Origin of the sequence: Acinetobacter harbinensis (assembly GCF_000816495.1) — a bacterium.
In the GTDB taxonomy this organism is placed as follows: domain Bacteria; phylum Pseudomonadota; class Gammaproteobacteria; order Pseudomonadales; family Moraxellaceae; genus Acinetobacter; species Acinetobacter harbinensis.
In genome coordinates this window covers 2,307,138-2,331,923 of the sequence record NZ_JXBK01000001.1, presented here as the reverse complement: position 1 = coordinate 2,331,923, position 24,786 = coordinate 2,307,138, and the positions used below count along the sequence as shown (strand labels likewise).

At 41.5% G+C, this 24,786-nt stretch carries 21 protein-coding genes; 14 read left to right on the top strand and 7 right to left on the bottom strand.

Annotated features, from left to right (window positions below; all coding sequences use genetic code 11):
• Window positions 1-89 precede the first annotated feature (89 nt).
• From SE27_RS10870 to SE27_RS10855, 4 genes are all read left to right on the top strand, one after another.
• Window positions 90-1,370, top strand: a complete 1,281-nt coding sequence (locus SE27_RS10870) for a DcaP family trimeric outer membrane transporter (protein WP_039623332.1) — start codon at window positions 90-92, stop codon at window positions 1,368-1,370.
• A gap of 580 nt (window positions 1,371-1,950) precedes the next feature.
• A complete protein-coding gene (gltS, locus tag SE27_RS10865) occupies window positions 1,951-3,192 on the top strand; it encodes a sodium/glutamate symporter (protein WP_039623330.1) in 1,242 nt (413 codons plus the stop codon).
• Window positions 3,193-3,661: 469 nt separating this feature from the next.
• A complete protein-coding gene (locus SE27_RS10860) occupies window positions 3,662-4,654 on the top strand; it encodes a patatin-like phospholipase family protein (RefSeq protein ID WP_039623328.1) in 993 nt (330 codons plus the stop codon).
• Between the two features lie 548 nt (window positions 4,655-5,202).
• On the top strand, window positions 5,203-5,718 hold the full coding sequence (locus SE27_RS10855; protein ID WP_039623326.1) for an acyl-CoA thioesterase: 516 nt from the start codon (window positions 5,203-5,205) through the stop codon (window positions 5,716-5,718).
• 188 nt (window positions 5,719-5,906) lie between these two features.
• Here the strand turns inward: SE27_RS10855 and SE27_RS10850 are convergent, their stop codons facing one another.
• Window positions 5,907-6,137: a hypothetical protein gene (locus SE27_RS10850; protein WP_039623324.1), complete on the bottom strand. Its 231-nt coding sequence runs from the start codon at window positions 6,135-6,137 to the stop codon at window positions 5,907-5,909.
• 557 nt (window positions 6,138-6,694) lie between these two features.
• On the opposite strand from SE27_RS10850, the gene SE27_RS10845 reads away from it, so the two are divergent.
• From SE27_RS10845 to SE27_RS10825, 5 genes are all read left to right on the top strand, one after another.
• Entirely contained in the window at window positions 6,695-7,708 is a 1,014-nt protein-coding gene (locus SE27_RS10845) for a CobW family GTP-binding protein (protein WP_039623322.1), read from the top strand.
• A gap of 61 nt (window positions 7,709-7,769) precedes the next feature.
• Window positions 7,770-8,300 carry a YaeQ family protein gene (locus tag SE27_RS10840; protein ID WP_039623321.1) on the top strand — a complete coding sequence of 177 codons (531 nt, stop codon included), beginning with the start codon at window positions 7,770-7,772 and terminating at the stop codon, window positions 8,298-8,300.
• Between the two features lie 81 nt (window positions 8,301-8,381).
• Entirely contained in the window at window positions 8,382-9,005 is a 624-nt protein-coding gene (locus tag SE27_RS10835) for an MgtC/SapB family protein (RefSeq protein ID WP_039623319.1), read from the top strand.
• 87 nt (window positions 9,006-9,092) lie between these two features.
• On the top strand, window positions 9,093-9,431 hold the full coding sequence (locus tag SE27_RS10830) for an FKBP-type peptidyl-prolyl cis-trans isomerase (RefSeq protein WP_039623316.1): 339 nt from the start codon (window positions 9,093-9,095) through the stop codon (window positions 9,429-9,431).
• 552 nt (window positions 9,432-9,983) lie between these two features.
• Window positions 9,984-11,783: a sensor domain-containing diguanylate cyclase gene (locus SE27_RS10825; RefSeq protein ID WP_052251757.1), complete on the top strand. Its 1,800-nt coding sequence runs from the start codon at window positions 9,984-9,986 to the stop codon at window positions 11,781-11,783.
• 67 nt (window positions 11,784-11,850) lie between these two features.
• Here SE27_RS10825 and SE27_RS10820 read toward each other — a convergent pair whose 3' ends face one another.
• A complete protein-coding gene (locus SE27_RS10820; RefSeq protein WP_039623312.1) occupies window positions 11,851-12,636 on the bottom strand; it encodes a crotonase/enoyl-CoA hydratase family protein in 786 nt (261 codons plus the stop codon).
• Between the two features lie 213 nt (window positions 12,637-12,849).
• Here SE27_RS10820 and pnuC point away from each other — a divergent pair, with 213 nt between their 5' ends.
• From pnuC to SE27_RS10805, 3 genes are all read left to right on the top strand, one after another.
• On the top strand, window positions 12,850-13,434 hold the full coding sequence (gene pnuC / locus SE27_RS10815) for a nicotinamide riboside transporter PnuC (protein ID WP_039623309.1): 585 nt from the start codon (window positions 12,850-12,852) through the stop codon (window positions 13,432-13,434).
• A 31-nt stretch (window positions 13,435-13,465) separates the two neighbouring features.
• Window positions 13,466-13,741: a hypothetical protein gene (locus SE27_RS10810; protein WP_039623307.1), complete on the top strand. Its 276-nt coding sequence runs from the start codon at window positions 13,466-13,468 to the stop codon at window positions 13,739-13,741.
• A 132-nt stretch (window positions 13,742-13,873) separates the two neighbouring features.
• Window positions 13,874-14,371, top strand: a complete 498-nt coding sequence (locus tag SE27_RS10805; protein ID WP_039623304.1) for a DUF2505 family protein — start codon at window positions 13,874-13,876, stop codon at window positions 14,369-14,371.
• A gap of 108 nt (window positions 14,372-14,479) precedes the next feature.
• On the opposite strand, the gene SE27_RS10800 is transcribed toward SE27_RS10805, so the two are convergent.
• Both SE27_RS10800 and SE27_RS10795 read right to left on the bottom strand, forming a co-directional pair.
• The gene (locus SE27_RS10800) at window positions 14,480-14,683 is read right to left on the bottom strand and encodes a hypothetical protein (protein WP_039623302.1); all 204 of its coding nucleotides are present in this window, start codon (window positions 14,681-14,683) and stop codon (window positions 14,480-14,482) included.
• 104 nt (window positions 14,684-14,787) lie between these two features.
• The gene (locus SE27_RS10795) at window positions 14,788-15,360 is read right to left on the bottom strand and encodes a DedA family protein (protein ID WP_039623300.1); all 573 of its coding nucleotides are present in this window, start codon (window positions 15,358-15,360) and stop codon (window positions 14,788-14,790) included.
• 162 nt (window positions 15,361-15,522) lie between these two features.
• On the opposite strand from SE27_RS10795, the gene def reads away from it, so the two are divergent.
• Complete coding sequence (gene def / locus SE27_RS10790) at window positions 15,523-16,005, top strand: peptide deformylase (RefSeq protein WP_039623297.1); 483 nt, start codon at window positions 15,523-15,525, stop codon at window positions 16,003-16,005.
• A 351-nt stretch (window positions 16,006-16,356) separates the two neighbouring features.
• On the opposite strand, the gene metH is transcribed toward def, so the two are convergent.
• Window positions 16,357-20,049 (bottom strand): methionine synthase, encoded by a 3,693-nt coding sequence (gene metH / locus SE27_RS10785; protein ID WP_039623295.1) that lies wholly within the window; start codon window positions 20,047-20,049, stop codon window positions 16,357-16,359.
• A 428-nt stretch (window positions 20,050-20,477) separates the two neighbouring features.
• On the opposite strand from metH, the gene SE27_RS10780 reads away from it, so the two are divergent.
• Window positions 20,478-22,097: an inorganic phosphate transporter gene (locus SE27_RS10780; RefSeq protein WP_039623293.1), complete on the top strand. Its 1,620-nt coding sequence runs from the start codon at window positions 20,478-20,480 to the stop codon at window positions 22,095-22,097.
• 177 nt (window positions 22,098-22,274) lie between these two features.
• Here the strand turns inward: SE27_RS10780 and SE27_RS10775 are convergent, their stop codons facing one another.
• Both SE27_RS10775 and SE27_RS10770 read right to left on the bottom strand, forming a co-directional pair.
• Window positions 22,275-23,831: a hypothetical protein gene (locus tag SE27_RS10775; protein WP_039623291.1), complete on the bottom strand. Its 1,557-nt coding sequence runs from the start codon at window positions 23,829-23,831 to the stop codon at window positions 22,275-22,277.
• Between the two features lie 244 nt (window positions 23,832-24,075).
• On the bottom strand, window positions 24,076-24,693 hold the full coding sequence (locus SE27_RS10770; RefSeq protein ID WP_039623289.1) for a rhomboid family intramembrane serine protease: 618 nt from the start codon (window positions 24,691-24,693) through the stop codon (window positions 24,076-24,078).
• Window positions 24,694-24,786: the final 93 nt, after the last annotated feature.

The following is a 24,786-nucleotide window of genomic DNA, read 5'->3' as shown; positions in this document are numbered from 1 at the left end:
AAAAATGTACTGCTGCTTTTTAAGCCCTGCACTTTGGGTTAAAAGCATACAGGCACGGATGCAAGATAATTAAAATTTTGGAGATGAAAATGGGTCAATCAATCAATACTACCTTTATGGCAAAGACTTTGGCCGTCGCCGTCACTGCTATTATGGCCAGTAGCGCACACGCAGCACAAAGTGAACAACAGCAAATTCAACAGTTGCGCCAAGAAGTTGAGTCATTAAAAACCTTAATTCAACAGCAACATCAAGTGCAACAACAGCAACAAACTCAAATTGAACAAGTTAAAGCACAGCCAGTACAACTTGCTGCTGCACCTGTGGCTAAATCTGACGCCTCTTTAACTGCATTTAAAACCAAAGCAGGCGCCAATGTGAAGTTGTATGGTTTTATTCGTGGTGATGCCAACTATATTGTTAAAGGTGCAGATAACGACTTTAACTCGGTGCATACCAGTACAGAAGAAGCCAGTGACAAACTTCGTGCGACCGCAAAAATCACGCGTTTTGGTTTAGATTTTGATACACCAGTCGGTGATGATAAAGTCGGTGGTAAGGTTGAGGTTGATTTTGCCAGCGCTTCTGAAAGCTTACGTATTCGTCATGCCTATGTCACCTATAATAATTGGTTACTTGGTCAAACCACATCAAATTTCTTGTCTAGCCATGCGCCAGAGATGATCGATTTCAACACCAATATGGGTGGCGGTACCACGCGTATTCCACAGATTCGTTATAATTATAAACTTGCACCAACCACGCAATTACTGGTGGCTATGGAAAGAGGTGCCAGTACAGCAACAGCCAGTACTGTGAAATATAGCTTACCCGTTTTAACCGGTAAAGTTATTCAAGGTTTTGCAGACGGTAAAGGCACTGCTTCAGCTCGCGCTTTGATTGAACAGTATAAAGATGAAACAGGTAAAGATGATAAAACCGGCTGGGGTGTTGCAGCAGGGATGAATTATCAAGTATCGTCGCCATTAAAAGTATCGGCAGATGTTTCGCATGTGGTCGGTAACAGTAACTATCTATATGGTAGTAACACGGCTTATGTGGTCGATGTTAATAAGAATATTGAGCAAAATGAATTTAATGCGGTACAGCTAGGTGCTACGTACAAATTCTCGCCACAGTTCCGCTCGACACTGGCTTATGGTGGCATGTATGCCGATGATGGTTCTGATTATGCTCGTTTAAATACTGCAGCCAATGAAAAAGTGCAACAAGCATGGATCAACTTTATTTATAGTCCTGCTACACCAATTGATTTAGGTGTGGAATATGTAAATGGTAAGCGCGATACCTTTGCTGGCAACTCCTATAAAGATAACCGCTTCGGTTTAATGGCAAAATATAGCTTCTAATTTAAGTAAAACTTAAAGTCAATCCAGCAGAGATGAGCAATCATCTCTGCTTTTTGTATTTCGCTTTAAATCTATTTTTAATTATTTTTTTATAAAATTTAGATCAGTATGGAATTATCATGAATACTGCTGAATAAAATTGTAAAAAATTAAAGACATTAATGCTCAAATCTGCATAATGTATGCTCTTTTTGAAAATCGCTGACTGTGATGTCTTCATCATAGCGCGGATATATCTCTGGTCTTGCATACCCTGCAAAACCGATATCGTCAGGACTAAAAGCTTGAAATGAGACAATCTCTCACAAGTTGGTTGGTTAGTTGGTATTCAACAAAATATACTTTTGTTGCTTTGCTAGAACGTAGTCGCTTGTATTGTCTCCACTTATGAATTTTTTATGTAGATAAAAAATTTCTCTTTGTCCTGTAGTTTCATGGAAATGAATTTTTGTTCTCTATGCCTTTTTGTTGTATAGCTTTTCTGATGTTTGGCTAGAACCCAACATGATCGAATGACAGTGTCATCTCCTGTTTAAGGCTATAGAACAAAAAGAATCCAACTATTTTATGGACAATAAAGATGGAATTTACTTTTAATGCCTTTTATACGCTGATTGCAGCGGTAATCGTCCTGTTATTAGGACGTTTTCTTGTCAATAGAATTGGTTTTTTAAAGCGCTATAATATTCCTGAGCCGGTTGCCGGTGGTCTGGTTGCCGCTGTTGTGTCGCTGTTTATACACAACATTTGGGGCTTTAGTGTCTCGACCAGTAGTGAATTACAAACCAGCTTTATGCTTATTTTCTTTGCCTCAATTGGTTTAAGTGCCAATTTTGCCAAGTTAAGAGAAGGCGGTATTGGACTGATCATCTTCTTGGTCTGTGTTGCCTCATTTATTGTGGTGCAAGATTTTGTCGGGATTGGTTTAGCAACCTTATTGGGTATTGATCCGCTCATTGGATTGATTGCTGGCTCAATTACGTTGACCGGTGGTCATGGTACAGCCGGTGCTTGGGGTGAGATTTTAGAGGTGCAACACGGTATTCAGGGCGCATTGGCTTTGGGTATGGCAAGTGCCACCTTTGGATTGATCATCGGCGGTATTATTGGTGGTCCTTTGGCGAAGATGCTGATTAATCGTCATCAACTTAGCCAAGCACGTACCGATAAGCAAATTGCTGATCGTGATTCCACGCTCAATGCCGATACTGATTCAACTGAGTTTACTCAATTTGAATATCCGCATCAGGTGCGTTTAATTACCGCTGACAATGCCATTACTACTTTAGGGATGTTTGCGGCTTGTCTGGCATTTGCAGAATTTATGACAGGCTTTAGTAAAGGCACATGGTTTGAACTGCCAACCTTTGTCTGGACATTGGCAGGCGGCGTAATTCTACGTAATTTCCTCGAAGGGATTTTTAAAGTAGAAATCTTTGACCGTGCAATTGACGTGTTTGGTAATGCATCATTGTCACTTTATTTGGCGATGGCATTATTGTCCTTAAAGCTCTGGTTGTTGACCGATTTGGCTGGCCCATTGGTGATTATTTTAGGTGCACAAACCCTGACCATGGCATTGTATGCCGCATTTGTGACCTTCCGTGTGATGGGTAAAGATTATGATGCTGCAGTACTTGCAGCAGGACACTGTGGTTTTGGGATGGGCGCAACACCAACTGCGGTTGCCAATATGCAAGCCATTACCAATATGTATGGTCCATCGCATAAAGCGTTCTTGATTGTGCCATTATGTGGTGCTTTCTTTGTCGATTTAATTAACGCCACAGTTATTCAGATGATTCTAAAATTCTTTGTATAGCACTGAATTTATAGAGAAAATTAGAAAACTGATTTATTTTGATTGATCTAAAGTAAATGAGTTCGGCATTTCTGCTAAAGCATTGATAATGCGCTTGTGGTTGCGATAAAAAAGTCTCAGTTTACTGGGGCTTTTTTTATCGCTCTTATGCTGAAAATCAGTCATATATATTGTGTTTGGCTGTATAGTCTTAAACGCTTGACAGTATTTGAGTATAGAGATGAGCTGTTCATCTGTGGATAACGAGCTAAGTGGGTTGGTCGACAACAATGGATCAATCAATACCGGCGACTATGTTTGAAATAGTGCCTACATGCCTGTCAGACACTGCTATAAATAGGTTTGATGGGTTGAAAATTGTCTTATATTTTATTTATCGCGCTTAACCAAATACTACAGTGTTAAAAATTGATCGTTTCTACACTAGAGCCACCTCTTACAGTACACGTGATTTATTTTTAGGTGATACATGATTAAAATGAAATGGTTGGTTCTGAGTCTGACGCTTTTTAATATGTTGGGTTGTCAAAGCATGGCGCAACCTAATGTCACCGTAGGATCAGCGGGTTTATCCGAACCGTTAAATGTCGTGGCTCAAGTGCGTAAAAATAATATTGATTTTAGAAAATTATCACAGCAGCACAATCGACCGATTGTGGCTTTGGTGCTGGGCAGTGGGGGCGCGCGCGGTTATGCGCATATTGGCGTGATTCAAGTGTTGGAGCAGCAAGGTATCCATCCTGATTTTATTGTGGGTACCAGTGCGGGCAGTATTGTCGGTTCTATTTATGCCAGTGGTAAAACGGCAAATGAGTTACGCGATATTGCACTGAACATGAAAGTGAATGATGTGCGTGACATCAAACTGGATATGAAAGGCATTTTAGATGGTAAGAAAGTTGAAAACTATATTAATCAGTTGGTGAATAATATTCCGCTGCAACAGCTTAAAATTCCGATGTATGTGGTGGCAACAGAACTAGGCCAAGGCAACAAAGTGGTGTTTAATTATGGCAATACCGGCCAAGCTGTACGTGCCTCGGTGTCGATTCCCAGTATGTTTGTACCGACAAAAATTGGTGAGACAGAGTATGTTGATGGCGGATTGGTCAGTCCTGTACCGGTAGATGTGGCACGAGATTTAGGGGCTGATATTATCATTGCCGTGGATATTTTAGCGCAACCGATACACACTGAAACCAGCAATGTCTGGGGCTTGTTTAATCAGAATATCAATATTATGCAAAACCATTTGGCGCAGCAAGAACTTCAACATGCCGATATTGTGATTCAACCGGACTTAAGAGAAAAGGCGCATATTTTTGATCTTAAAGGCCGTGAAAGCACGATTCAAGCCGGTATAGATGCCGCAGAAAACCAACTACATAGCATTCTTAGCGTATTCCAACAAAAACAGCGCCTCCATCAGCAGAAATTTTTACAACTCACTGCACAAGATTAAGGAGGTTACCTTTTAGCCTTAGCGCTGTTCTATTGATAAAAAACTGAGACTGCTTATCGCGTTGCGCAGTAGATTGGGTTCAGTAACGTTTTAAGCCATAACATGCCAGTTAAACTGAGATTAGGCTCAAGCCAGTATTTAATGTTGCTACTGAGATAGCACTGTATTTAATGTTGCTACTGAGATAGCACTGTATTTGAATGCTTCGATATTTTCCACTTTTAGCTTCAATCATTATAGATTGCGCTTAAGCTGCATTTGATTGCTAAAAAAGCAGTAAAATTTGAGTTGTAGAGAAGACTTTAAATCAACGATTTTTAATTTTTTTGTAATTAATTTTTTTGAGCATTTATTCTAAAAAAATCCTAATAAATTAAAAACATATAACATACAGAGGGTTAAAATAAGTAAGTGTTTTTTGAATGCAGAGCTAAATTATAATATTGATTCATACCGATTTTTCTTCGGGCCAAGCACACTTTATTGGCTTGAAAAACGATATAATCAGCATTAAATATATATTGTCTGTTAAAGAGTTTAGAGAGCGCATGTCCCCACTAGATCAAATTGCTATAGCATTAGATGACCAGTCTGAGTTAACCATGTCCGTTTTAATGACTCCAGATATGGCGAATTTCTCCGGTAACGTGCATGGTGGAACAATTTTGAAATTGTTAGATCAGGTTGCCTATGCATGTGCCAGCCGTTATTCGGGTAGCTATGTTGTGACGTTGTCGGTCGATAAAGTTAACTTTAAAGAACCGATTCATGTTGGTGAGTTGGTGACTTTTCTTGCCAGCGTAAACCATGTGGGGCGTACTTCGATGGAAATTGGTATTCGGGTGGAAGCACAGAATATTCAAAAACGTACCATGCGTCATACCAACAGTTGTTACTTCACTATGGTCGCGGTTGATGAAAATGGTAAGCCAAAACAGATTCCAGCATTAAATTTAGACAATGATTGGAAGCGTTGTCGATTTGAGGCGGCTGAACATCGTAAAGTAGCGCGCTTACAAGACAGTCATCATCCATCGTGCAGTATTTATAAAAAGACCTCATAACATTGCAGCATTGAACAAAGAAGACTACTTTTAAAGTGGTCTTTTTTTATATAAAAAATCCTACAGAGATACGGAAAATTAAGTGATTGTTGATAAAAAAGCTGAATGATTTTCATCATTCAGCTTTTGGCTAGATTCAATCAACAGCTTACTGGCTGAAAAATAATGATCTGAATCTAGAGTCAAGATTACTGTGCAGGTTGTGCAGCAACATCTTCTTCAGCTGCAACTTCTGAACCTGGTTGATCCGCATTCGGTTGCGCAGCAGCTTGTTCAGAACCCAGCACTTCTGGTTGTTCTTGAGTTGAAACCACAACTTTTTGTTCAGCAGCAGTTTGGTCATCATGCGCAGTTGCAGCGAAAGTAGTTACACTTGCAGCAGTGAAAGTGGCAGCAAGTAAGATTTGAGTTAATTTCATTTTGGGCATCCTTTATTTTTTAAAAAAGTAGAGTGTGCATATTCATCATCACATAAATATGAACAGGGCTTATGCTAGGGTGCATGTGGAGTCGGTGCAATTAAAAAAACAAAGCGAAACAAGGCTGTTAACACAAAATACACATGTGGCTAATTAGTGTATTTTTCATGTAAATATTACTTTGAAATCTGAAGAAAAAATGTATAAGCATATTTCTAACTGCTTGTTTTAACTGCACCATGCTTACACAAAGAAACAAGTGGCTAAAATAAAGTGAATTTTAAAATATGGTGTTGAGAATTAAAAGTAAGAAAATATTTCAAGAGCTGTGAGGAATTCATCAAATAAACCAAAGAGTGAGTAAAAGTCAGCAGAATAATGAAAGTATGATTTTGAACGGATGTTCATTCAGGCAGAGTCGAATTGACGCCGTATTTTCTAAAAAGACTTCTCTATCTATTCTACTTACAGCCCAATAAGCGTCTATATAGATAGACGGTCGGGTGATGTTATATTGATCTTGCTTATTTTTACCTTCTTTAAACAGCGAGTCAGTTGTGAAATTAATTTCTGCAGTTCAAGCCGTACCAACGCATATTATTTCTGGATTTTTAGGTGCAGGAAAGACCACTTTACTTCAGCATTTGCTGCGTCAAAAACCGGATCATGAGGTTTGGGCAGTGTTGATGAATGAGTTCGGACAAATTGGGGTTGACCAACAGCTGTTGCCACAAATCGAAGGCTATCAAGTACAAGAGCTGTTAGGCGGCTGTTTATGTTGTAGCAGTCAATTGCCGATGCAAATTGCATTGTCACGACTTTTATCAGACACAAAGCCAGACCGTTTGTTTATAGAGCCGACTGGTTTGGGGCATCCGGCACAATTATTAGAACAACTGACCGAACCGCATTGGCAACAAAGTATTAACATGCGTGCCTTAGTGAGCGTGGTGGATGGCTCGCGCTTGCATGATAGCGCTTGGACTCAGCAAAATTTATATGCCGATCAGCTAAAAGCCGCACAAATTATTGTGGTGTCGCATGTAGACAGCATGAGTGCTGCAGATGAGCAGGCCTTGGCTAGATTACAAATAGAATATCAAGCTTATCAACAAACATGGTTCAGGAGTGCATCCAACAGTACCATGCTGTTACACGAGATTGATCAGCCTTATCTGGGTACAGCACGAAAGATTCAAGCCTTGTTGCACATTCAAAAGAGCGTTGCCGCAGGACAGAATGTGCCGGAAATTAAACAACTGCCGTATCATTATGTGGAACAGACACAAGGCTATATGGTTGCGGGTTGGAAGTTACCAAAACGGTGGTTATTCGACTTTGATTCATTGTTAGATCTGTTGTGCGAGCAACAGCAATGGCTACGAATTAAGGGTATTTTCAATACCAATCAGGGCTGGAAAACCTTTAATTTTAATCCTCAGCAATTTAACTATCAGTCGACAGAGCCGAGTATTGATAATCGCATTGAAATTATTGTGCAAAATGCACATGACTGGCCGTTATTTGAAGAACAGTTATTAAAATGTCAGTTGGCAGATCATTGCAGTTAAAACAACTCAGCAAATTTAGTCCAAATCTTATATGCTAAGCGCCAAATTTGAGGACTCTTTTATGGCACTTAAAGCAACGATTTATAAGGCTGATTTAAATATTGCCAATATGGATGATCATCAATACCTTGATTATCAATTAACCATGGCATTGCATCCTTCAGAAACCATCGAACGTTTGATGGTGCGTATTTTGGCCTATGCCCGTTTTGCCGGTGAAGCTTTAGAATTTACCAAAGATCTATTTGAAACAGATGAGCCTGCCTTGTGGGAAAAGGACCTAACCGGTCAGCTGACCCAATGGATTGAAGTCGGTAGTCCAGATGAAGATAAAGTTAAAAAAGCCAGCGCACGGTGTAAAAAAGTGGCTGTGGTGACTTATGGTTCGGCTGTAGATGAATGGTATAAACGTAACAGTAAATTAAAAACCTTAAGCAATGTGCAAGTCTGGAAGTTGTCTGCGGCAACCACAGAGGCTTTGCCTGAATTATGTGCCCGTACCATGCAATTACAATTAAATGTGATGGATGGTGAATGGACATTGATTGGTGAGCATGCACAAGTGCTGGTGGAGTGGGAGCAGTTACAGTAGTAAAGATCACTTTAAATGTTGCTTGTATTGTGTGGCTGAAACTGGATATAACTTGATGAGCATCATTCAATAGGGCCGCCTATGCATCCTGATTTATATCACTTACTGATTGCCCTAGGAATTGGGGCAATTATTGGTGCAGAACGAGAATACCGCAGTAAATCTGCAGGGCTTAGAACCATGATTATGGTCAGTCTCAGCTCGTGCTTATTTACGATTTTATCGTTAAAAATTGGGGTGGAAAATCCAGATCGCCTCGCAGCCAATATCTTAACCGGACTGGGTTTTTTGGGTGCGGGGGTCATCTTTAAAGATGAAAACCGCATTTCTGGCATTACCACTGCCACCACCATTTGGATGACGGCTGCACTGGGTATGGCGGTGGGTGCCGGTTATGAGTTGCTGAGCTTATTCGCCACTTTGGTGGTGCTGATTGTGTTAATTTTTTTGGTCTACATTCAAGAGGGGATAGAGCGCTTAAATCAGGCTCGCACCTACCGTATTGTCTGCCAGTTTCAACAAAAAACCTTAGATCACTATGAAGAACTCTTTAAAACCTATGAGATGAAAGTGGTGCGAAGTGCACAACATAAAAATAAAGACCGTATCAGTGGGCGCTGGATTTTAATTGGATCGGCTAAAAACCATAAAAAACTCACCGCGTATTTACTCAATGATTCAAATATTCAGGAGTTGAATTTTTAAATCTGAGGTTTTAAATTCACAAAAACTTGAATAATTTAAGTTTATAATATACGTGAAAATTGATTGTTTAAAAATAGGTAACTAACCATGAGTAATGAATTAGAAATAATTGACTTAAAAGTAGGTGAAGGTAAAGAAGCGGTCAAAGGTGCATTGATCACCACGCATTATACCGGTTGGCTTGAAGATGGCACAAAATTTGATTCGTCTGTAGATCGCGGCAATTACTTTGAAACAGTGATCGGGACCGGCCGAGTGATTAAAGGTTGGGATCAGGGCATTATCGGCATGAAAGTCGGCGGTAAACGTAAACTGAACGTACCCGCACATTTGGCCTATGGCGAACGTAAAATGGGAAAAATTATTCCTGCCAATTCAAATCTTGTTTTCGAGATTGAATTGTTTGATGTAAAAACACGTGATTAAGATGTGTAGGAACTGTGACATTTTAGAAATAGGTTATTGATTAAGCTAGAATCTAGTGAGCAAAATATACGCTACAATATGTAGCTATATCATGTTAAAAGTGCAAGAGTCTAATCATTTTAGAGCAAACTCAGTTGCAGACTTTAAACATGCGCGCATTTTAAAGATACAGGGCAAGTGAATCTGTAGCTTTGGGTGCTTGGTTAGTATGTTTTATAGTCACCATTTTTATAGTCGTTACTTGTTCAAGCATGTGATGACGAATTTCACATGAGTCATGCTGACTGAGTGAACTTTTAGTTTTGCCGCGGTTATCACTGATATCCAGACTCCCTTTAAAATGCCAATAGCACTGAAACATTGAGTCAAATATGTGGCAAGAAACAAGGATGCGTCTTGCAGCCCACTTAAACAAATGGGTTAAGTCTTACTTTTTCTCAATCGATTAGAGCTGTAGCTGAGCGTGATTTAAGGATGATTCGCTTTTTGTATAAATTTCGGTATTTAAGCTGGTTTATTAAGTTTTTTCTGGGCGCATGTCTATCTCTCATCATGGCTTTAAGTTGTGTTGCGGCACAATCCGCCAGCGCAGCCGATTCCAAACATCAAGCGCAATTGCCTGTCAATGAACTTTATTTTAAAGAGGATAGCACCACGCCGTTAAAAGCAGAATGGCTGTATTATCCTGAACAGTTTGTGGTTCATCCTAAATCTAGCTTAAAAGTACAACGCGTCACTTTACCGGCCTCCTTTAAAAAAATCAGTGGTAGCAATCAAAGCTACGGCACGTTTATGGCCAAGTTTAAGATACCTGAGGCCTATGTAGGGCGTAGTTTAGCGATTTTTATTCCCAATCAATATGGTGCTTATCGCGTCTATATCAATGATGATTTTAATCTGCGTTTGGGCGAAGTCGGCAAAACCGCGCAAACTCATCAAACCGAAAAAGCACCGCGAGTGGCTTTTTTTGTGGTTAAAAAACCAGAGTTTACGGTCACTATTCAAGCCTCTAATTTTAATAACCTATATGGTGGGCTAGAAAATCCGATGCGTATTGGCTTGGCCAAAACCATCAGTCGGCAATTTTTACTGTTCATGGTGAGCATTGGTTTAGTCTGCGGTGCGGTCTTTGGCTTAGGGATTTTTACCCTGATGTTTGCAGTGCTCCAAAGAGCAAACGGTGGACGTAATCGTATCCGCGCCTTTGTTTTTGGTCTGTTTATTGTCTTTTTAGCTTTTCACAATTTATTTTCTCCGCCTTATGCCTATACCGCTTTTACCAATATCAGCTGGATTTGGGGCGCACGCTTAGAAAATTTATTCAGTTATTTTACCATTGCCTTCTTTTTGACCTATATGTTTTTGCTGAATTGGCGCTATTTACGACCGCCCATTTATGCAATTTCGATGTTGTTAATCGTGTTCAATACCGCAGTAACCGTATTAACGATGCCCGATATGTTTCAAGTGGTGGCCGCTTATAGTTCACTGTTTGGGATTGTGGTGATTTTAAATTTTGCCTATGGCTTTTATTTAACCCTTAAATATAAAAAGAATTATTCCAAAATTAATGTATGGGCAGTAATTTTACTGTCAGTTACTTTTTTACATGATGTTTTATTAAACGTTAATTTTATTGATTCTTTTAATCTGTCTTTTATCTCCACCAGTTTATATGCGTTGCTGATTATGTTTCAGCAGTCGAGGAACTATGCACAGCATGCGCATTATATTGAGGAATTAAACAATAACTTATTAGAGCTGAACAGTTCTTTAGACCACAAAGTACAACAACGTACTCAGCAATTAAATTCCTTAAATAAAAGGCTGGAGCGTCAAGTTCAAATTGATACTTTAACCGGTGCTTTTAATCGACATGCGCTGAATGCCGAGATTAACCGCCTGTTTACGCTGATTGAAAACCATCAAATCAATACTTTGGCTTTTGCCATGTTAGATGTAGATTTTTTTAAAAATTATAATGATTTTTATGGGCATTTAAAGGGCGATACTGTTTTACAAGATTTAGTGCAAATTATTAGCCAAGCCTTACCGCCGAAGGCGTATGTGGCACGTTATGGCGGTGAAGAGTTTGCCATTATCTTGCACAATGTGCCAGGAGTGGTGGTGCTAGATGTATTGCAACAGGTGTTAGAGGCGGTCAGAGCTGCGCAGATCGAGCATTTAAATCGACCCGATCACAAGCCATACGTGACTTTAAGTATGGGCGTGGCGTGGATAGACCATGATTATCGACATGCCAATATTCATGAATTGATGAAAGCGGCGGATGTACAGTTATATGCAGCGAAACACGCAGGTCGAGATTGCTGCCAAGCGCAACAATCTTAAATATTGCTTTAACATTTACCCAGTCTGTAATCTTTAAACCATGGGTTTTAACGGCTGAACTGCTTGATCATTGACCTTTAAAATTCGGTGCGCGTTTTTCGAGCATGGCCATGACGCCTTCTTGGATATCTTGCGTGATTAATAACGGCGCCAGATGAGCGTGTAAATGGGAAAAGGCGACCTCTGCACCTTGTTCAGTGGCTTCTTTGGCAGAAGCTAAGGTCGCTTGTACCGCCAAAGGTGCAGCTTGGCTAATTCGCTCTGCCAATTCAATGGCACGGGACAGCGGCGCGGCTGTGGTAATTTCATTAATCAGATTAAGCTGTAAAGCAGTTTGCGCATCAAAGCTATCGCCGGTGAGTAAATAGCGCATGGCCTTGGCCCAACCCGCAGCTTGGACAAAGCGCACTGTGGCACCGCCAAATGGTAAAATACCGCGTTGTACCTCCATTTGGGCAAACTGAGTATTGTCCTGTGCAATCACCAGATCGGCATTTAACATCAGCTCAATTCCTGCGGTATAGCAAAAACCTTGTACGGCCACCACGACCGGTTTTTGGCGCAGTCTTGCACTGGTGCCCCACGGGTTAATTTGCTCTGGACTAAAATCAAAAACACCACTTTGAAGTTTGGGTTGTAACTCGACCAAATCTAGACCGGCAGTAAAATGCTCGCCATGGGCGAAAATGACCGCACAACGTAGATTCGGATTGTCTTCATATTCTGTTAAGGCCTGTGATAAATCGTGGATCAGATGACTATCAAAGGCGTTTCTTTTGGTCGCGCGATCCAGCCCAATGAGCAACAGATGACCACGAATTTCTCGGCTGACCTTACCTACATTGAGTGACATGTTGACTGTTCCGAATTAAGCACAGTTTATAGTCTTAAACCATCGCTTAAAGCCTGTCAAACTGAGTGGCTGAGTTTTATGTGGGGAATACTGCTTATAAAGGGCGGTATTTCTATAAATCATCGGCTGATTAGATTAAATCAAGATAATTTATCTTGTGTTCAGCGTAATTTTTTTCATAATAGCAGTACTTTAAATTACCTATGTTGCGCTATGTCACCTTTAGAAATTATTGCCGTTATTATTAGTTTGATTGGGGTGACGTTAACCATTAAGCGTAATATGTGGTGTTGGGGCTTTAATTTTATTGCTTTTGTGTTGTACGCTTATTTATTTTACGAATTTAAGCTGTATGGCGAAACAATTTTGCAGTTCTTTTTTATGGTGGTGAACTTTTATGGTTTTTATCACTGGTTAAAGGGCAAACAACAGGATCATGAAATTCGTATTGAGCCGTTGGCGAAAAAAATCGTCATTTTACAAATGTTCATAGCGGCTTTGGGCGGCCTAATTTTTGGTCTAGGCTTAAAATACTTAACCGATGCCGCTGTGCCAATGTTAGATTCACAATTGGCCGCCTTTAGTTTGCTGGCCACGTATTGGACCAGTCGTAAACATATTGCCACGTGGGTGCTGTGGGTTTTTGTCGATATCGTCTATGTCGGCATGTTTATTTATAAAGAATTATTTTTAACAGCAGCTTTATATGCCGCTTTTGTCGGCTTGGCCGCTTTTGGCTGGTGGCAGTGGCAGCAAGTGAAAAAGAAACAGCAGCGTAGTGCCTTTAACGGGATATAGATTTAGGAAATAGTTGATTGGGAATGTCGAGATGTTGATTGATTTTGTGCAGCATCAATGTCAGCAATTTGCTGAACTGGCCGCGCGCATTCAAGCACAGCCTGCGGCGTACATTCAATTTGATTCTGTCTCGGACTTTTATAAGGCCGAATGGTTAAACGATTTTCCTACGGGGACGACATGGGCGGCAAGCGGTTTAGATGATGGCGCAGCGCATTTCTATGCCATCATTGAATATCGAAATCATTACCTGAGTATTTCTTGTTTGCAGCAGGTTGAAATATGCTGTGGCATCCGCGCTGAATAGTTTAGGAGATTAGGTCAATGACAGTTGGATTAAAATTGACTTAAATCAAGCAGGATAAAATTGCTTAGATTGGTCTTTGGCGCAGATCTTAGATAGACAAAAACCACCAATAAAAAAATTAAGGACACAACAATGACGCATAGCTTTACTATAGATTCGACCATCGAAGGTGTTTCAATTGATGAATTTAAACGACTGGCCGCAGATACCGCTTTGCATGAAGCGGTATGCAGACGTATTCCGGGGGATAATTTAGAAATTATTGAATCTCAAATTCAAGATAATATTTATACTTTGCGCCGTGCCTATAATTTACAGGTCAATATGCCGGATATTGCAAAAAAATTATTAAAAGACGCCTTTCGATTAAAACGTACCGACATTGTCAATCTACATGCTTTAACCTCTACCATTGCCTTGGGTGCAAATTTGCCGCTTGAGGCCAATTGCAACCGCTCTATTACCGGTGATGCGGATAAAATCCACATTAGTTTAAACTGGCAAGTAAAGGTTAAAGTACCTTTGGTGGCGGGAATGTTAGAGAAACATGCCGAAGGTGAAATTCGCAAATTTAGTCATTTAGAAATTCAAATTGTAGAAGATGAATTAAAGAAAAATCTGGCTGTTTAACGCATAAATAGCCATTTAAAAACATTAAAATAATCTGCCCCTGAGTGACTCAGGGGTTTTTTTATTTTAAGGATTTATTTAACGGGTGATGATTAAATTTTTAGCGCTTTAAAGGCGAATAAAATACGGCAGAATGGATAACGCTGTGCCGATACCAATCAACAGCAGCGTTTGATCAATAAAATAAGGAAAAATCATCAGCACTAAACCACAGACCAAAGGGATGATGACTTTTTGTTTTTTACCATATAAAAAGTAGCCGAAACCGATCGAGCTAAAAAGCACCCCAAGAAGCAATTGAGCTGTGTTCATATTTTATGTGCAGCAGATGAAAAAAATAATTATAGTCGATCTTTCAAGTAACAGCTTTAAAGTGCACTGTTTAATTACTGCACGGCAGCGTTCATAAAACCCTATTATTTTTTATGTTTAAATTGCAGCAAATGATAGAGCAAACTGCTGATGAGTATACAACCGATCACTGCAACAACAATCCTGATATCCTCTTGATGTGGCATCAGAAATTTCCAAAACTGATGTAAGGTATGACTGACTTTTAAGCCAACACTGACCACCAGTACCGCCCAGATAAGACAGGCAACAATATTGATGAGCATATAGCGCCACAGTGAATAACGTTGTATACCAAAACTGAGAGGAATTACAGTCCTAAGTCCCCACGCAAAACGCATCAATAAAATAGTCAGGGTGGGATAGCGCTGAATCAGCTGGCTGGCTTTTTGAAATTTCTGACTCAGCTTGGGGCGTTGTTGAATAAAATGATCCCCATATCTGGCACCAATCTGATAATACAGCTGATCACCGAAAAAACCGCCCAACATGGCTGCAGCAATCACCCACCAAAAATTCAAAAGATGTTGATGCACTGCATAGGCGGCCAGTAAAAGTACGCTCTCGCCTTCAAAAAAAGTGCCGACTAAAATAGCAAAATAGCCATAGTGTTGTAGCAGTGCAGACCAATCAATCATATTAGAATTCTTATCAATAAGTAAAATAAGCCTGAATGTGCATGGCTTTTTGAATGTTATAGCATAGGATGATAGCTATAACAGATATGCTTTTGAGAGGCAGTTTTGCAGTTGTTTGATTCAGTAATTTTAGCGTGTTTGAATGGCATGAGGGTTAGATGAATGAGCGTAGTTCTAGCAGTAGCACAGCGTGGCGAGAGTATTTTAACCCTGAAAGCGGCAACAGTGGCAAATTCTGAATTTAACAGTGATTGGTTAACTGCGTTAGCCAGTGCCATGCAGGCCACAATGCTTGCGCGTAATGGCGTTGGGATTGCCGCGCCACAGGTATATGTATCAAAACGAGTAATTATTGTTGCATCACGTGCAAACCTACGTTATCCCGATGCACCCGATATGCCGGCGGTGGTGATGGTGAATCCAGAAATTTTAGAAAAATCAGACAATACTATTCTGGGTGAAGAAGGCTGTTTAAGTGTGCCGGATGAGCGCGGGATGGTTGCGCGTGCTGAAATGGTTAAAGTTCGTTACTTCACTTTAGAGGGTGAACAGATCGAGACTGTATTTCATGGATTTCCGGCAAGGATTGTACAACATGAAATCGATCATTTAGATGGCGTGTTGTTTGTGGAGCGGTTGGATTAAGAGTCTATAAAATTATTTTTCTATAGCAGGTTATGAAAATAAGTAACACACGATAAACTCAATAAAATTTACAATAGAGAAAATACTCATACGTCCTCAAATAAATACTAAGGTTTAAATATTTTCGAGTAGGTGATTTGTTACTTTGCTGGCACAAAGTAAGCAAATGCCGATGTTAAACAGAAGGTTCATCCCTGAAACCTCTGTTCAACCGGTGGCATCCCTGCCACCCTGTCCGGTATCAATTACTGATTAGAAGTTAACGGATGGAATTGAATGTGCTCATTCTTTTTAAATTTAGCGATATAAAAAAACCCCTCAATTGAGGGGCTTTTTTATATCTTCATTGCGTTAAAGCTGAATCGAATCATCTAAGTTTGGCATTAACCAACGTTTGGCTTCATCCAATGACCAGCCTTTACGTTCTGCATAACTATCCAGTTGATCTTGCGCGATTTTACCCACATTAAAGTATTCAGATTGTGGGTTTGAATAATAAAAACCGCTGACACTTGAAGGTGGCCACATCGCAAAGCTGCTGGTTAATTCTGTGCCGATGGCCTTGGTTGAATCTAACCAGTTAAACAAAGTGGCTTTTTCAGAATGTTCAGGGCAGGCCGGATAACCCGGTGCAGGCCGAATCCCGATATATTTTTCTTTAATTAATTCTGCATTGGTTAATTGTTCAGCGGCTTGATAACCCCAAAACTCTTTACGAATCCTCTCATGTAAATGCTCGGCAAAGGCTTCGGCAAAACGGTCACCTAATGATTGCGCCAAAATAGCAGAATAATCATCGCCTTTGGCTTTGTATTCATGCGCCATTTCTTCAGCACCAAAAATAGACACGGTAAAGCCGCCTAAATAATCCTCAAGATTAGTGTCTGCAGGCGCAATGAAATCTGCCAGTGAGAAGTTCGGTTTACCCGAGACTTTATCTGATTGTTGGCGGGTATGTTCAAACTTATGGGTGGCATGTTGCTGCTCATCATAAATGGCTACTGTATCCGCCGCAGTCCGTTTGGCTGGTGCTAAACTAAATACCGCACGTGCATCAAACAGCTGCTTGCTAACAATCTCTTTTAACATGATTTGCGCTTGTTGGTACAAATCGGTTGCGGCTTCACCCACCACTTCATCGGTTAAAATAGCAGGGAATTTACCGGCCAAACCCCACGAAATAAAGAACGGTGTCCAGTCAAAATATGGCACCAACACATCCAGTGGATAATTCTTAAGGATTTTTTGTCCCAAGAAATTTGGCTTTGGTGGCACGTAATTTGCCCAATCGACTTTCATGCCATTGGCAATAGAGTCCTGATAAGACAGTTTAGCCGCTTTCGGCTGTTTGTTGGCAATACGCTCGCGTACTTTGGCATATTCTTCACGGTAGCCTTTAATGAACTCAGGTTTCATCTCTGGAGACAACAGCGACGTGGCAACGCCCACTGCACGTGAAGCATCGGACACATAAATCACCGCGTCATTAGAATATTGTGGATCAATTTTAACCGCCGTATGCGCTTTAGAGGTGGTGGCACCGCCAATCATCAGCGGTACGCTAAAGCCTTTGCGCTGCATTTCTTTGGCGACAAATACCATCTCATCAAGTGATGGCGTAATTAAGCCCGATAAACCAATAATATCAACTTTTTCATCAATGGCCGTTTGTAGAATTTTCTCTGCCGAGACCATCACGCCCAAATCGACAATGTCATAACCATTACAGCCCAACACCACGCCGACAATATTTTTACCAATGTCGTGTACGTCGCCTTTTACCGTCGCCATCAGGATTTTCCCTTTGGTTTGACCGGCAGTTTTACCCGCTTCGATGTACGGGTTTAGCCATGCCACGGCTTGTTTCATCACACGTGCGGACTTCACCACTTGCGGCAAAAACATTTTACCGGCACCGAATAAATCACCGACCACGTTCATGCCAGACATGAGAGGGCCTTCAATCACATCTAAAGGACGCACTGATTTTAAGCGTGCTTCTTCAGTATCCACATCAATATAGGCTGTGATGCCTTTGACCAATGCATATTCAAGGCGTTTTTCGACTGACTGATCACGCCATTCGAGGTTTTCAGCTTCACGTTGCGCACCGTCTTTACCGCGGTATTGCTCAGCAATCTCTAACAGCTTTTCGGTGGCATCTTGACCGCTTTCACCTTGATTTTGGTTGAGTACCACATTTTCAACCGCTTCTTTTAAATCTTTTTGGATATCATCATAAATGGCCAATTGACCGGCGTTGACAATACCCATGGTCATGCCTTGCTGAATGGCATGATATAAAAACACCGCATGAATCGCTTCACGTACTGGCTCATTGCCGCGGAACGAGAACGACACGTTGGAGACACCGCCGGAAATCATGGCATGCGGTAAGTTTTGTTTAATCCAACCGGTGGCTTCAATAAAGTCCACTGCATAGTTGTTGTGTTCTTCAATACCGGTGGCAATGGCAAACACGTTCGGGTCAAAAATAATATCTTCTGCTGGAAAGCCGACTTCATTGACCAATACATCATACGAGCGCTTACAAATTTCGCGCTTACGTGCGGCAGTATCGGCCTGACCATCTTCATCAAAAGCCATTACAATAACCGCAGCACCGTACTGACGGCACAGGCGCGCTTTATGCACAAACTCGTCATAACCTTCTTTTAAGGAAATCGAGTTGACCACCGGTTTACCTTGCACACACTTTAAGCCGGCTTCAATAATTTCCCATTTAGAGGAGTCAATCATGATCGGAACGCGCGAGATGTCCGGTTCAGAAGCAATCAGATTGAGGAAGGTCACCATCGCGCCTTGCGAATCGAGCATCCCTTCATCCATATTGATGTCGATAATCTGCGCGCCGCCTTGCACTTGGTCTAATGCCACTTCTAAGGCTTCGGCGTAGCTTTCTTCACGAATCAGACGGGCAAACTTTTTCGAACCGGTGACGTTGGTACGTTCACCGACGTTCACAAACAACGAGTCTTTAGTAATGTTAAACGGTTCTAAACCCGATAGGCGACAAGCCGGTGCAATGTCTGGAATTTGGCGTGGCTGAATGTCTTTGACTGCATTATAAATGGCACGAATATGATCGGGCGTGGTGCCACAGCAGCCACCGGTAATATTAATCAGACCGCTTTCGGCAAATTCTTTTAAGAAGGCTGCAGTTTCTTCTGGGGTTTCATCGTAGCCACCAAATGCATTCGGCAGACCGGCATTGGGATGCGCCGAGATAAAGGTATTGGCCACATCACCGACAGTTTTAACATGCGGACGCATGGCATCTGCACCCAAGGCACAGTTAAAACCAATCGAGAGTAAATCGCCATGACGCACCGAGTTCCAAAATGCTTCTGCGGTTTGACCGGTTAAGGTACGCCCTGAAGCATCGGTAATGGTGCCGGAAATCATCAGCGGCAATTCATAACCAATTTGATGAAACACTTCTTTCACCGCAAAAATAGCGGCTTTACAGTTTAAGGTATCGAAGACAGTTTCAATCAGCAGAATATCGGCACCGCCTTCAATTAAGGCCAGCGCAGCTTCAATATAATTTTCTTTCAGTGCATCAAAAGTGATGTTACGAAAAGCCGGATCATTCACATTTGGTGAGATTGAACAGGTTCGTGAAGTTGGCCCCAGTACACCGGCCACAAAACGTGGCTTATCAGGCGTGGAGTATTTCTCACAGGCCGCTTTGGCAATGCGCGCTGCTTCACGGTTAATCTCAGGCACCAAATCTTCCATGTGATAATCTGACATGGAGACACGGGTGCCGTTAAAGCTGTTGGTTTCAATAATATCCGCGCCGGCATCGAGATAGGCTTCATGAATATCTTGAATGATTTTCGGTTGGCTCAGCACCAATAAGTCATTGTTGCCTTTAAGATCCGAGGCCCAGTCAGCAAAACGCTCACCCCGATAATCGGCTTCTTCTAATTGATGGCGTTGAATCATGGTGCCCATCGCACCATCAATAATTAAAATACGTTTGGCAAGAAGCTCTTTGAGGATGGCAAGCGTGGACATAAATAACCCCAATCCAGTGGAATACAAAATGGGCATGATTTTAGCAGAATTAGCGCACTGTTGAAGAATATTCAGCCGACTTCGTTGTCACGATTTTAAAATGAGTCGATTTAACAGTGATATTTCATAAAATTGCAATATTGCTGAACTATGCTTCTTATTCAAGTCACACAGCAAGGATGTTATGACTCCGTATTATTTTTATGCTTAATTTTTCAGGCTTTATACTATAAAAGCAAAAACCGCACTAGGGTTAGCGTCTTTTAAAATTGGCCATTGGGCTGAATGCAGGATGATAAACAGACCTAAGAGTGCGCTAAATTAAGTCAATTATTCACATTTGGCTTTATATGGCTGTGCTTTGTCATATAATTGTCACAATTAAATTGAACAATAAGGGGATTTTATTATCTCCTTGAACCGTCTGCATGAATTCTAATATTCCTCCCGTCCAAGATCAGGTGCAATCTGCATCGAGCAAATCGACGAATGTGCATGTTCCGACACCGAAATTTTTTATACCGGTGTTCATTACGGTCATTATTTCTACTTTGGTTTACATAGGCTTTCAGCTTTCGAGCGATTTGGCCCATGTTCCCACTTTAAGTTTATATTCCGTCATTCTCTTGGCCACAGCATTGTTTATTGCTTTGGGTTTTGAGTTTGTGAATGGTTTTCATGACACCGCCAATGCGGTGGCTACCGTCATTTATACCAATGCATTGTCTGCACCGGTTGCGGTGATGTGGGCCGGCTTTTGTAATTTTTTAGGGGTTATGGTCGCCAGTGGCGCAGTCGCCTATGGGATTATTGCCTTATTACCGGTTGAGCTGATTATGAATGTCAGCTCTGGCGCTGGTTTTGCCATGGTTTTTGCCATGCTCATTGCGGCTATCCTATGGAACCTAGGCACATGGTTCTTAGGTATTCCGGCTTCAAGTTCACATACTCTCATCGGTTCGATTTTGGGTGTGGGCATTATGAACTATATGTTGCACGCTGGCAGTGGCGCCAGCGGCGTGGATATGGATCAAGTGATTAAAGTCGGGAAAGCGTTATTGTTTTCCCCACTGATTGGTTTTGCTTTTGCCGCAGTATTATTTTTATTGGTGAAAAAAGTGTTCCATAAACAAATGGAGCTTTTTCAACCACCAGAAGGCAATAAGCCGCCGCCGCCTATCATTCGTGCCATTTTAATTTTTACCTGTACTGGCGTGAGTTTCGCGCATGGGTCAAATGATGGTCAAAAGGGCATGGGCTTAATTATGCTGATTTTGATTGGCGTCGTACCTTTGGCGTATTCTTTAAATAAAAATTTAGATCAGCAGCATATTCAAGCCTTTGATCAACTCTCTAGACAAACAGCCAGCACGATTTATGCAAATTATGCAGAAATTCCAGATGGTCAAGCGCGTCAAGTCTTAACCCACTATATTCAAACCAAAGAAATGTCGGCAGATGTGGTGCCAGCGTTGGCCAGCTTAACCGATCATTTGGGCGCTCGTGTGGCGCAATATCAAGACTTAAAAGACATTCCGGAACTTGAAGTGTCGATTATCCGCAATGATATGTATTTAAGCAGCACAGCGTTTAAACGCTTAGACAAAGCCAAACAATTGCCGGCACTCTCCTTAGAGCAAGGCAAGACCGTGAAAGCCTATCGTGATCATTTAGATTCTTTCTTACAATATATTCCGACGTGGGTCAAAGTGGCAGTTGCCTTGGCGCTTGGACTGGGAACCATGGTCGGTTGGAAACGTATTGTGGTGACCGTGGGTGAGCGTATTGGTAAAAATCATATGACCTATGGTCAAGGCATGTCCGCTGAATTGGTGGCAATGTCGACCATTGCCGCAGCAGATGGCTTTGGTATGCCGGTATCGACCACGCATGTGTTAAACAGCGCCGTAGCAGGCACCATGGTGGCCAATAAGTCTGGTCTTAACTTTGCCACAGTCAAAACGATTCTGTCGGCATGGATCTTTACTTTACCGGCGACCATTTGTTTATCGGGTGGTTTGTATTGGTTGTTCTTACAAGTGGTTTAACTGCACTGTCATTACAAATCATAAAAAAACGCTGCCATGGTAGCGTTTTTTTTTATTGCTTTAATTCATGCTCTAGCGCGGAGGAAAAGACTCAACCTCAGATTATTTAAGCCGTATCAAGCTCAGCTATGCATAATGTCTTCAGCTTACTTAAGCTGGTTTTGAGCCACTTAAAATTTAAGTAGATTTTTTAAATCGCTTGGTCCATTTCTTTAAGGCTAACTTTTCATCAGCAAAGCCATACAGTGCAGCAAAAGGTAAAGCCGTACGTGCCAGATACGCCACACGCCATAAACCGCCATGATTGGCACCTTTCATCATCAATTCTAAAGGATGCTCTAACGGCGTTTCAGGATTGGCCACCGATTGAGGATGACGTAAGTCATAGACCCATAAAGCAGCCATCAGCGCATTGGTGGTGTCTGGGGTAAAAGATTCCACATCAAATAAACTGGCGCCATTAAAGGCCGCTTTTAATAAGGGGTTTTTGATCACGGAATGCGTAGTGGTGGAGGGTGCAATATTAATACTGACGCGTTGGCCGTTGTGACGGGCAAGCGTGGCGCGCCACTGCTGAATACGTTTCGCCAAAGCGTAGTTCGGGCCTTGTTCGACCACCAAGCAATCGGCAATACCATATTCTTGACCATTGTCACAAGCAATTAAATGATGCAAATTTTGCTTAAAGAAATGCTGTGCAGTAAGGCTGGAAATGCTTTTACTGATGATCTGCTGTGCTTTGGAGCGCTGGATAAATTTTTGCTCGGAGGCCGCGATGACTTCTTTCGGCACGGCATAGACATCGGTGGGAGTACACATAAACATTAAACTGGTATCAGCTTTTTGCTCACTGACGTATTGCATAATGCTGTCCATGGCCATCGCCACGCGCACATGTTTTTCGCCGTCTAAATAAGCAATGGCAGCCAAATCAAGCTGACCTTGGTGCTCGCTGAGCCAATGGGCAATTTCTGGGGTTTGGGTGAGTAAATCAGCACCGAGTTTGTCTTTAAGCACGGTAATGGCTGTATCTGCGGTCAGTGCTTCCGTGCAAGGCGCATACAGCGTGGCATTGCCTTGCTGAATTGTATTGAGAATTTTTTCCCACACGCGGCCATTGGGTAAATCCACCGCAACAATATTGGCTTTCCATTTTGCCAGCCACGTCAGTGGACCAGCTTCGGATGCTGCACCAAACAGCACCAATGTGCGATCGGACAGATCAAACCATTCTGGATGCGCCGCTGCTGCACGTAAAGCATCGGCATGACTCGGTTCAATAATGCCGTGTTGTTGCCATGTTTCAATTTGATCAAGTAAAGCCTGACCTTGTAATTTCTGCCCTTGATAGGGCACATACCACTCTGGTGCTTGCTGACTTTGACCTTTAAATTGCACGGTATGTAAATTAATTCGCTCAATATCGTTCATGATATCTTTAAGCAAATAACGCTGGCCTTGGCGATAAAATTCAAAACTATGATGCGCTTTGTGCAGACCTTGCGTGGCAATGGTAATTGGATTTTTGATACTGCGGATGCCGTGCTCAACCAAAGCTTTAAAGTAAATGGGATAATGTTTACGCCAGTTTTTATCTGCAAGTGCTTCCATCGAGGCTTTATTGTCAACAATAGAAAGCGCTTCAGCAATAATGGCTTTACCTGTTTGAGAGGTGCTAATTTTATGGGTGGTCGGATTAACCGGAAACTGAAGACCATCGAAGGAAGTAGACATGCAAAAGATCTCTTTTTTTTGATCATTAATATACAGATGTCTACATTATCTCTGGGCAAATGATTTAATAGTTGGCATTTAATGCCAAAATTGTGTGAATCTGTTTTCAGCCTGTAGTTTAAAAAAGCAGTTAAACGACTTAACTGCTGCTTGTAAAATCTTCAAAAGAGGCAGCGAAAGCTTTTTAGTTTGACGCGACTTCAGTTTTTGGTAAGTCACTTGGATGTTTATTTCTTGCCAGTCATTAAAAGGGCAGTTGCATCAGCTTATTGAAGAAATGCGGAATCATCTTGGGTTCAATGATAATGGTCATCACCACGCCGTAAGCTGCGCCCCATAAATGTGCGCTATGGTTTATATTGGAGTTGCCTCGCTTACCCGACCAAATACTATAACCGACATACAACACTGCAAAAATAATTGCCGGTACTGGAATAAAGAACACAAAAATCAGCTTCCACGGCTCAAATAAAATATACGCAAACAACACCGCTGAAACAGCACCAGAGGCCCCTAAACTGGCCCACTGCGGATCATCTTTGTGTTTTAAGTAACTGGGAATGATGGCAACAATTAATCCACCCAGATAAAACAGGACAAAGCCTAAATCAAAAAAATACTGTCGATAAAAACTTTCAATCACGCTCCCAAAAAAGAACAGCGTAATCATATTAAAAATTAAATGCGTGCCATCGGCATGAACAAAACCATGGGTGATAAAACGATCGTATTGTCCGCGTTGCAGTGCAGGTGGCCAAAAAATCAGACGACTCATGACTTTTTGATTGGAAAGCGCAACCAACGACACGGCCGCGGTAATCAGCACCAACATAAAGGTGTGGTTAAAAGGTAAATCAAGCATAAAATCAAAGTTCAACTTTTAAATATTTATGCCTAATCATGCCATCAAATCAGGGTTAAAAATGAACTTTTATAATAATTCCGACAATTTTAG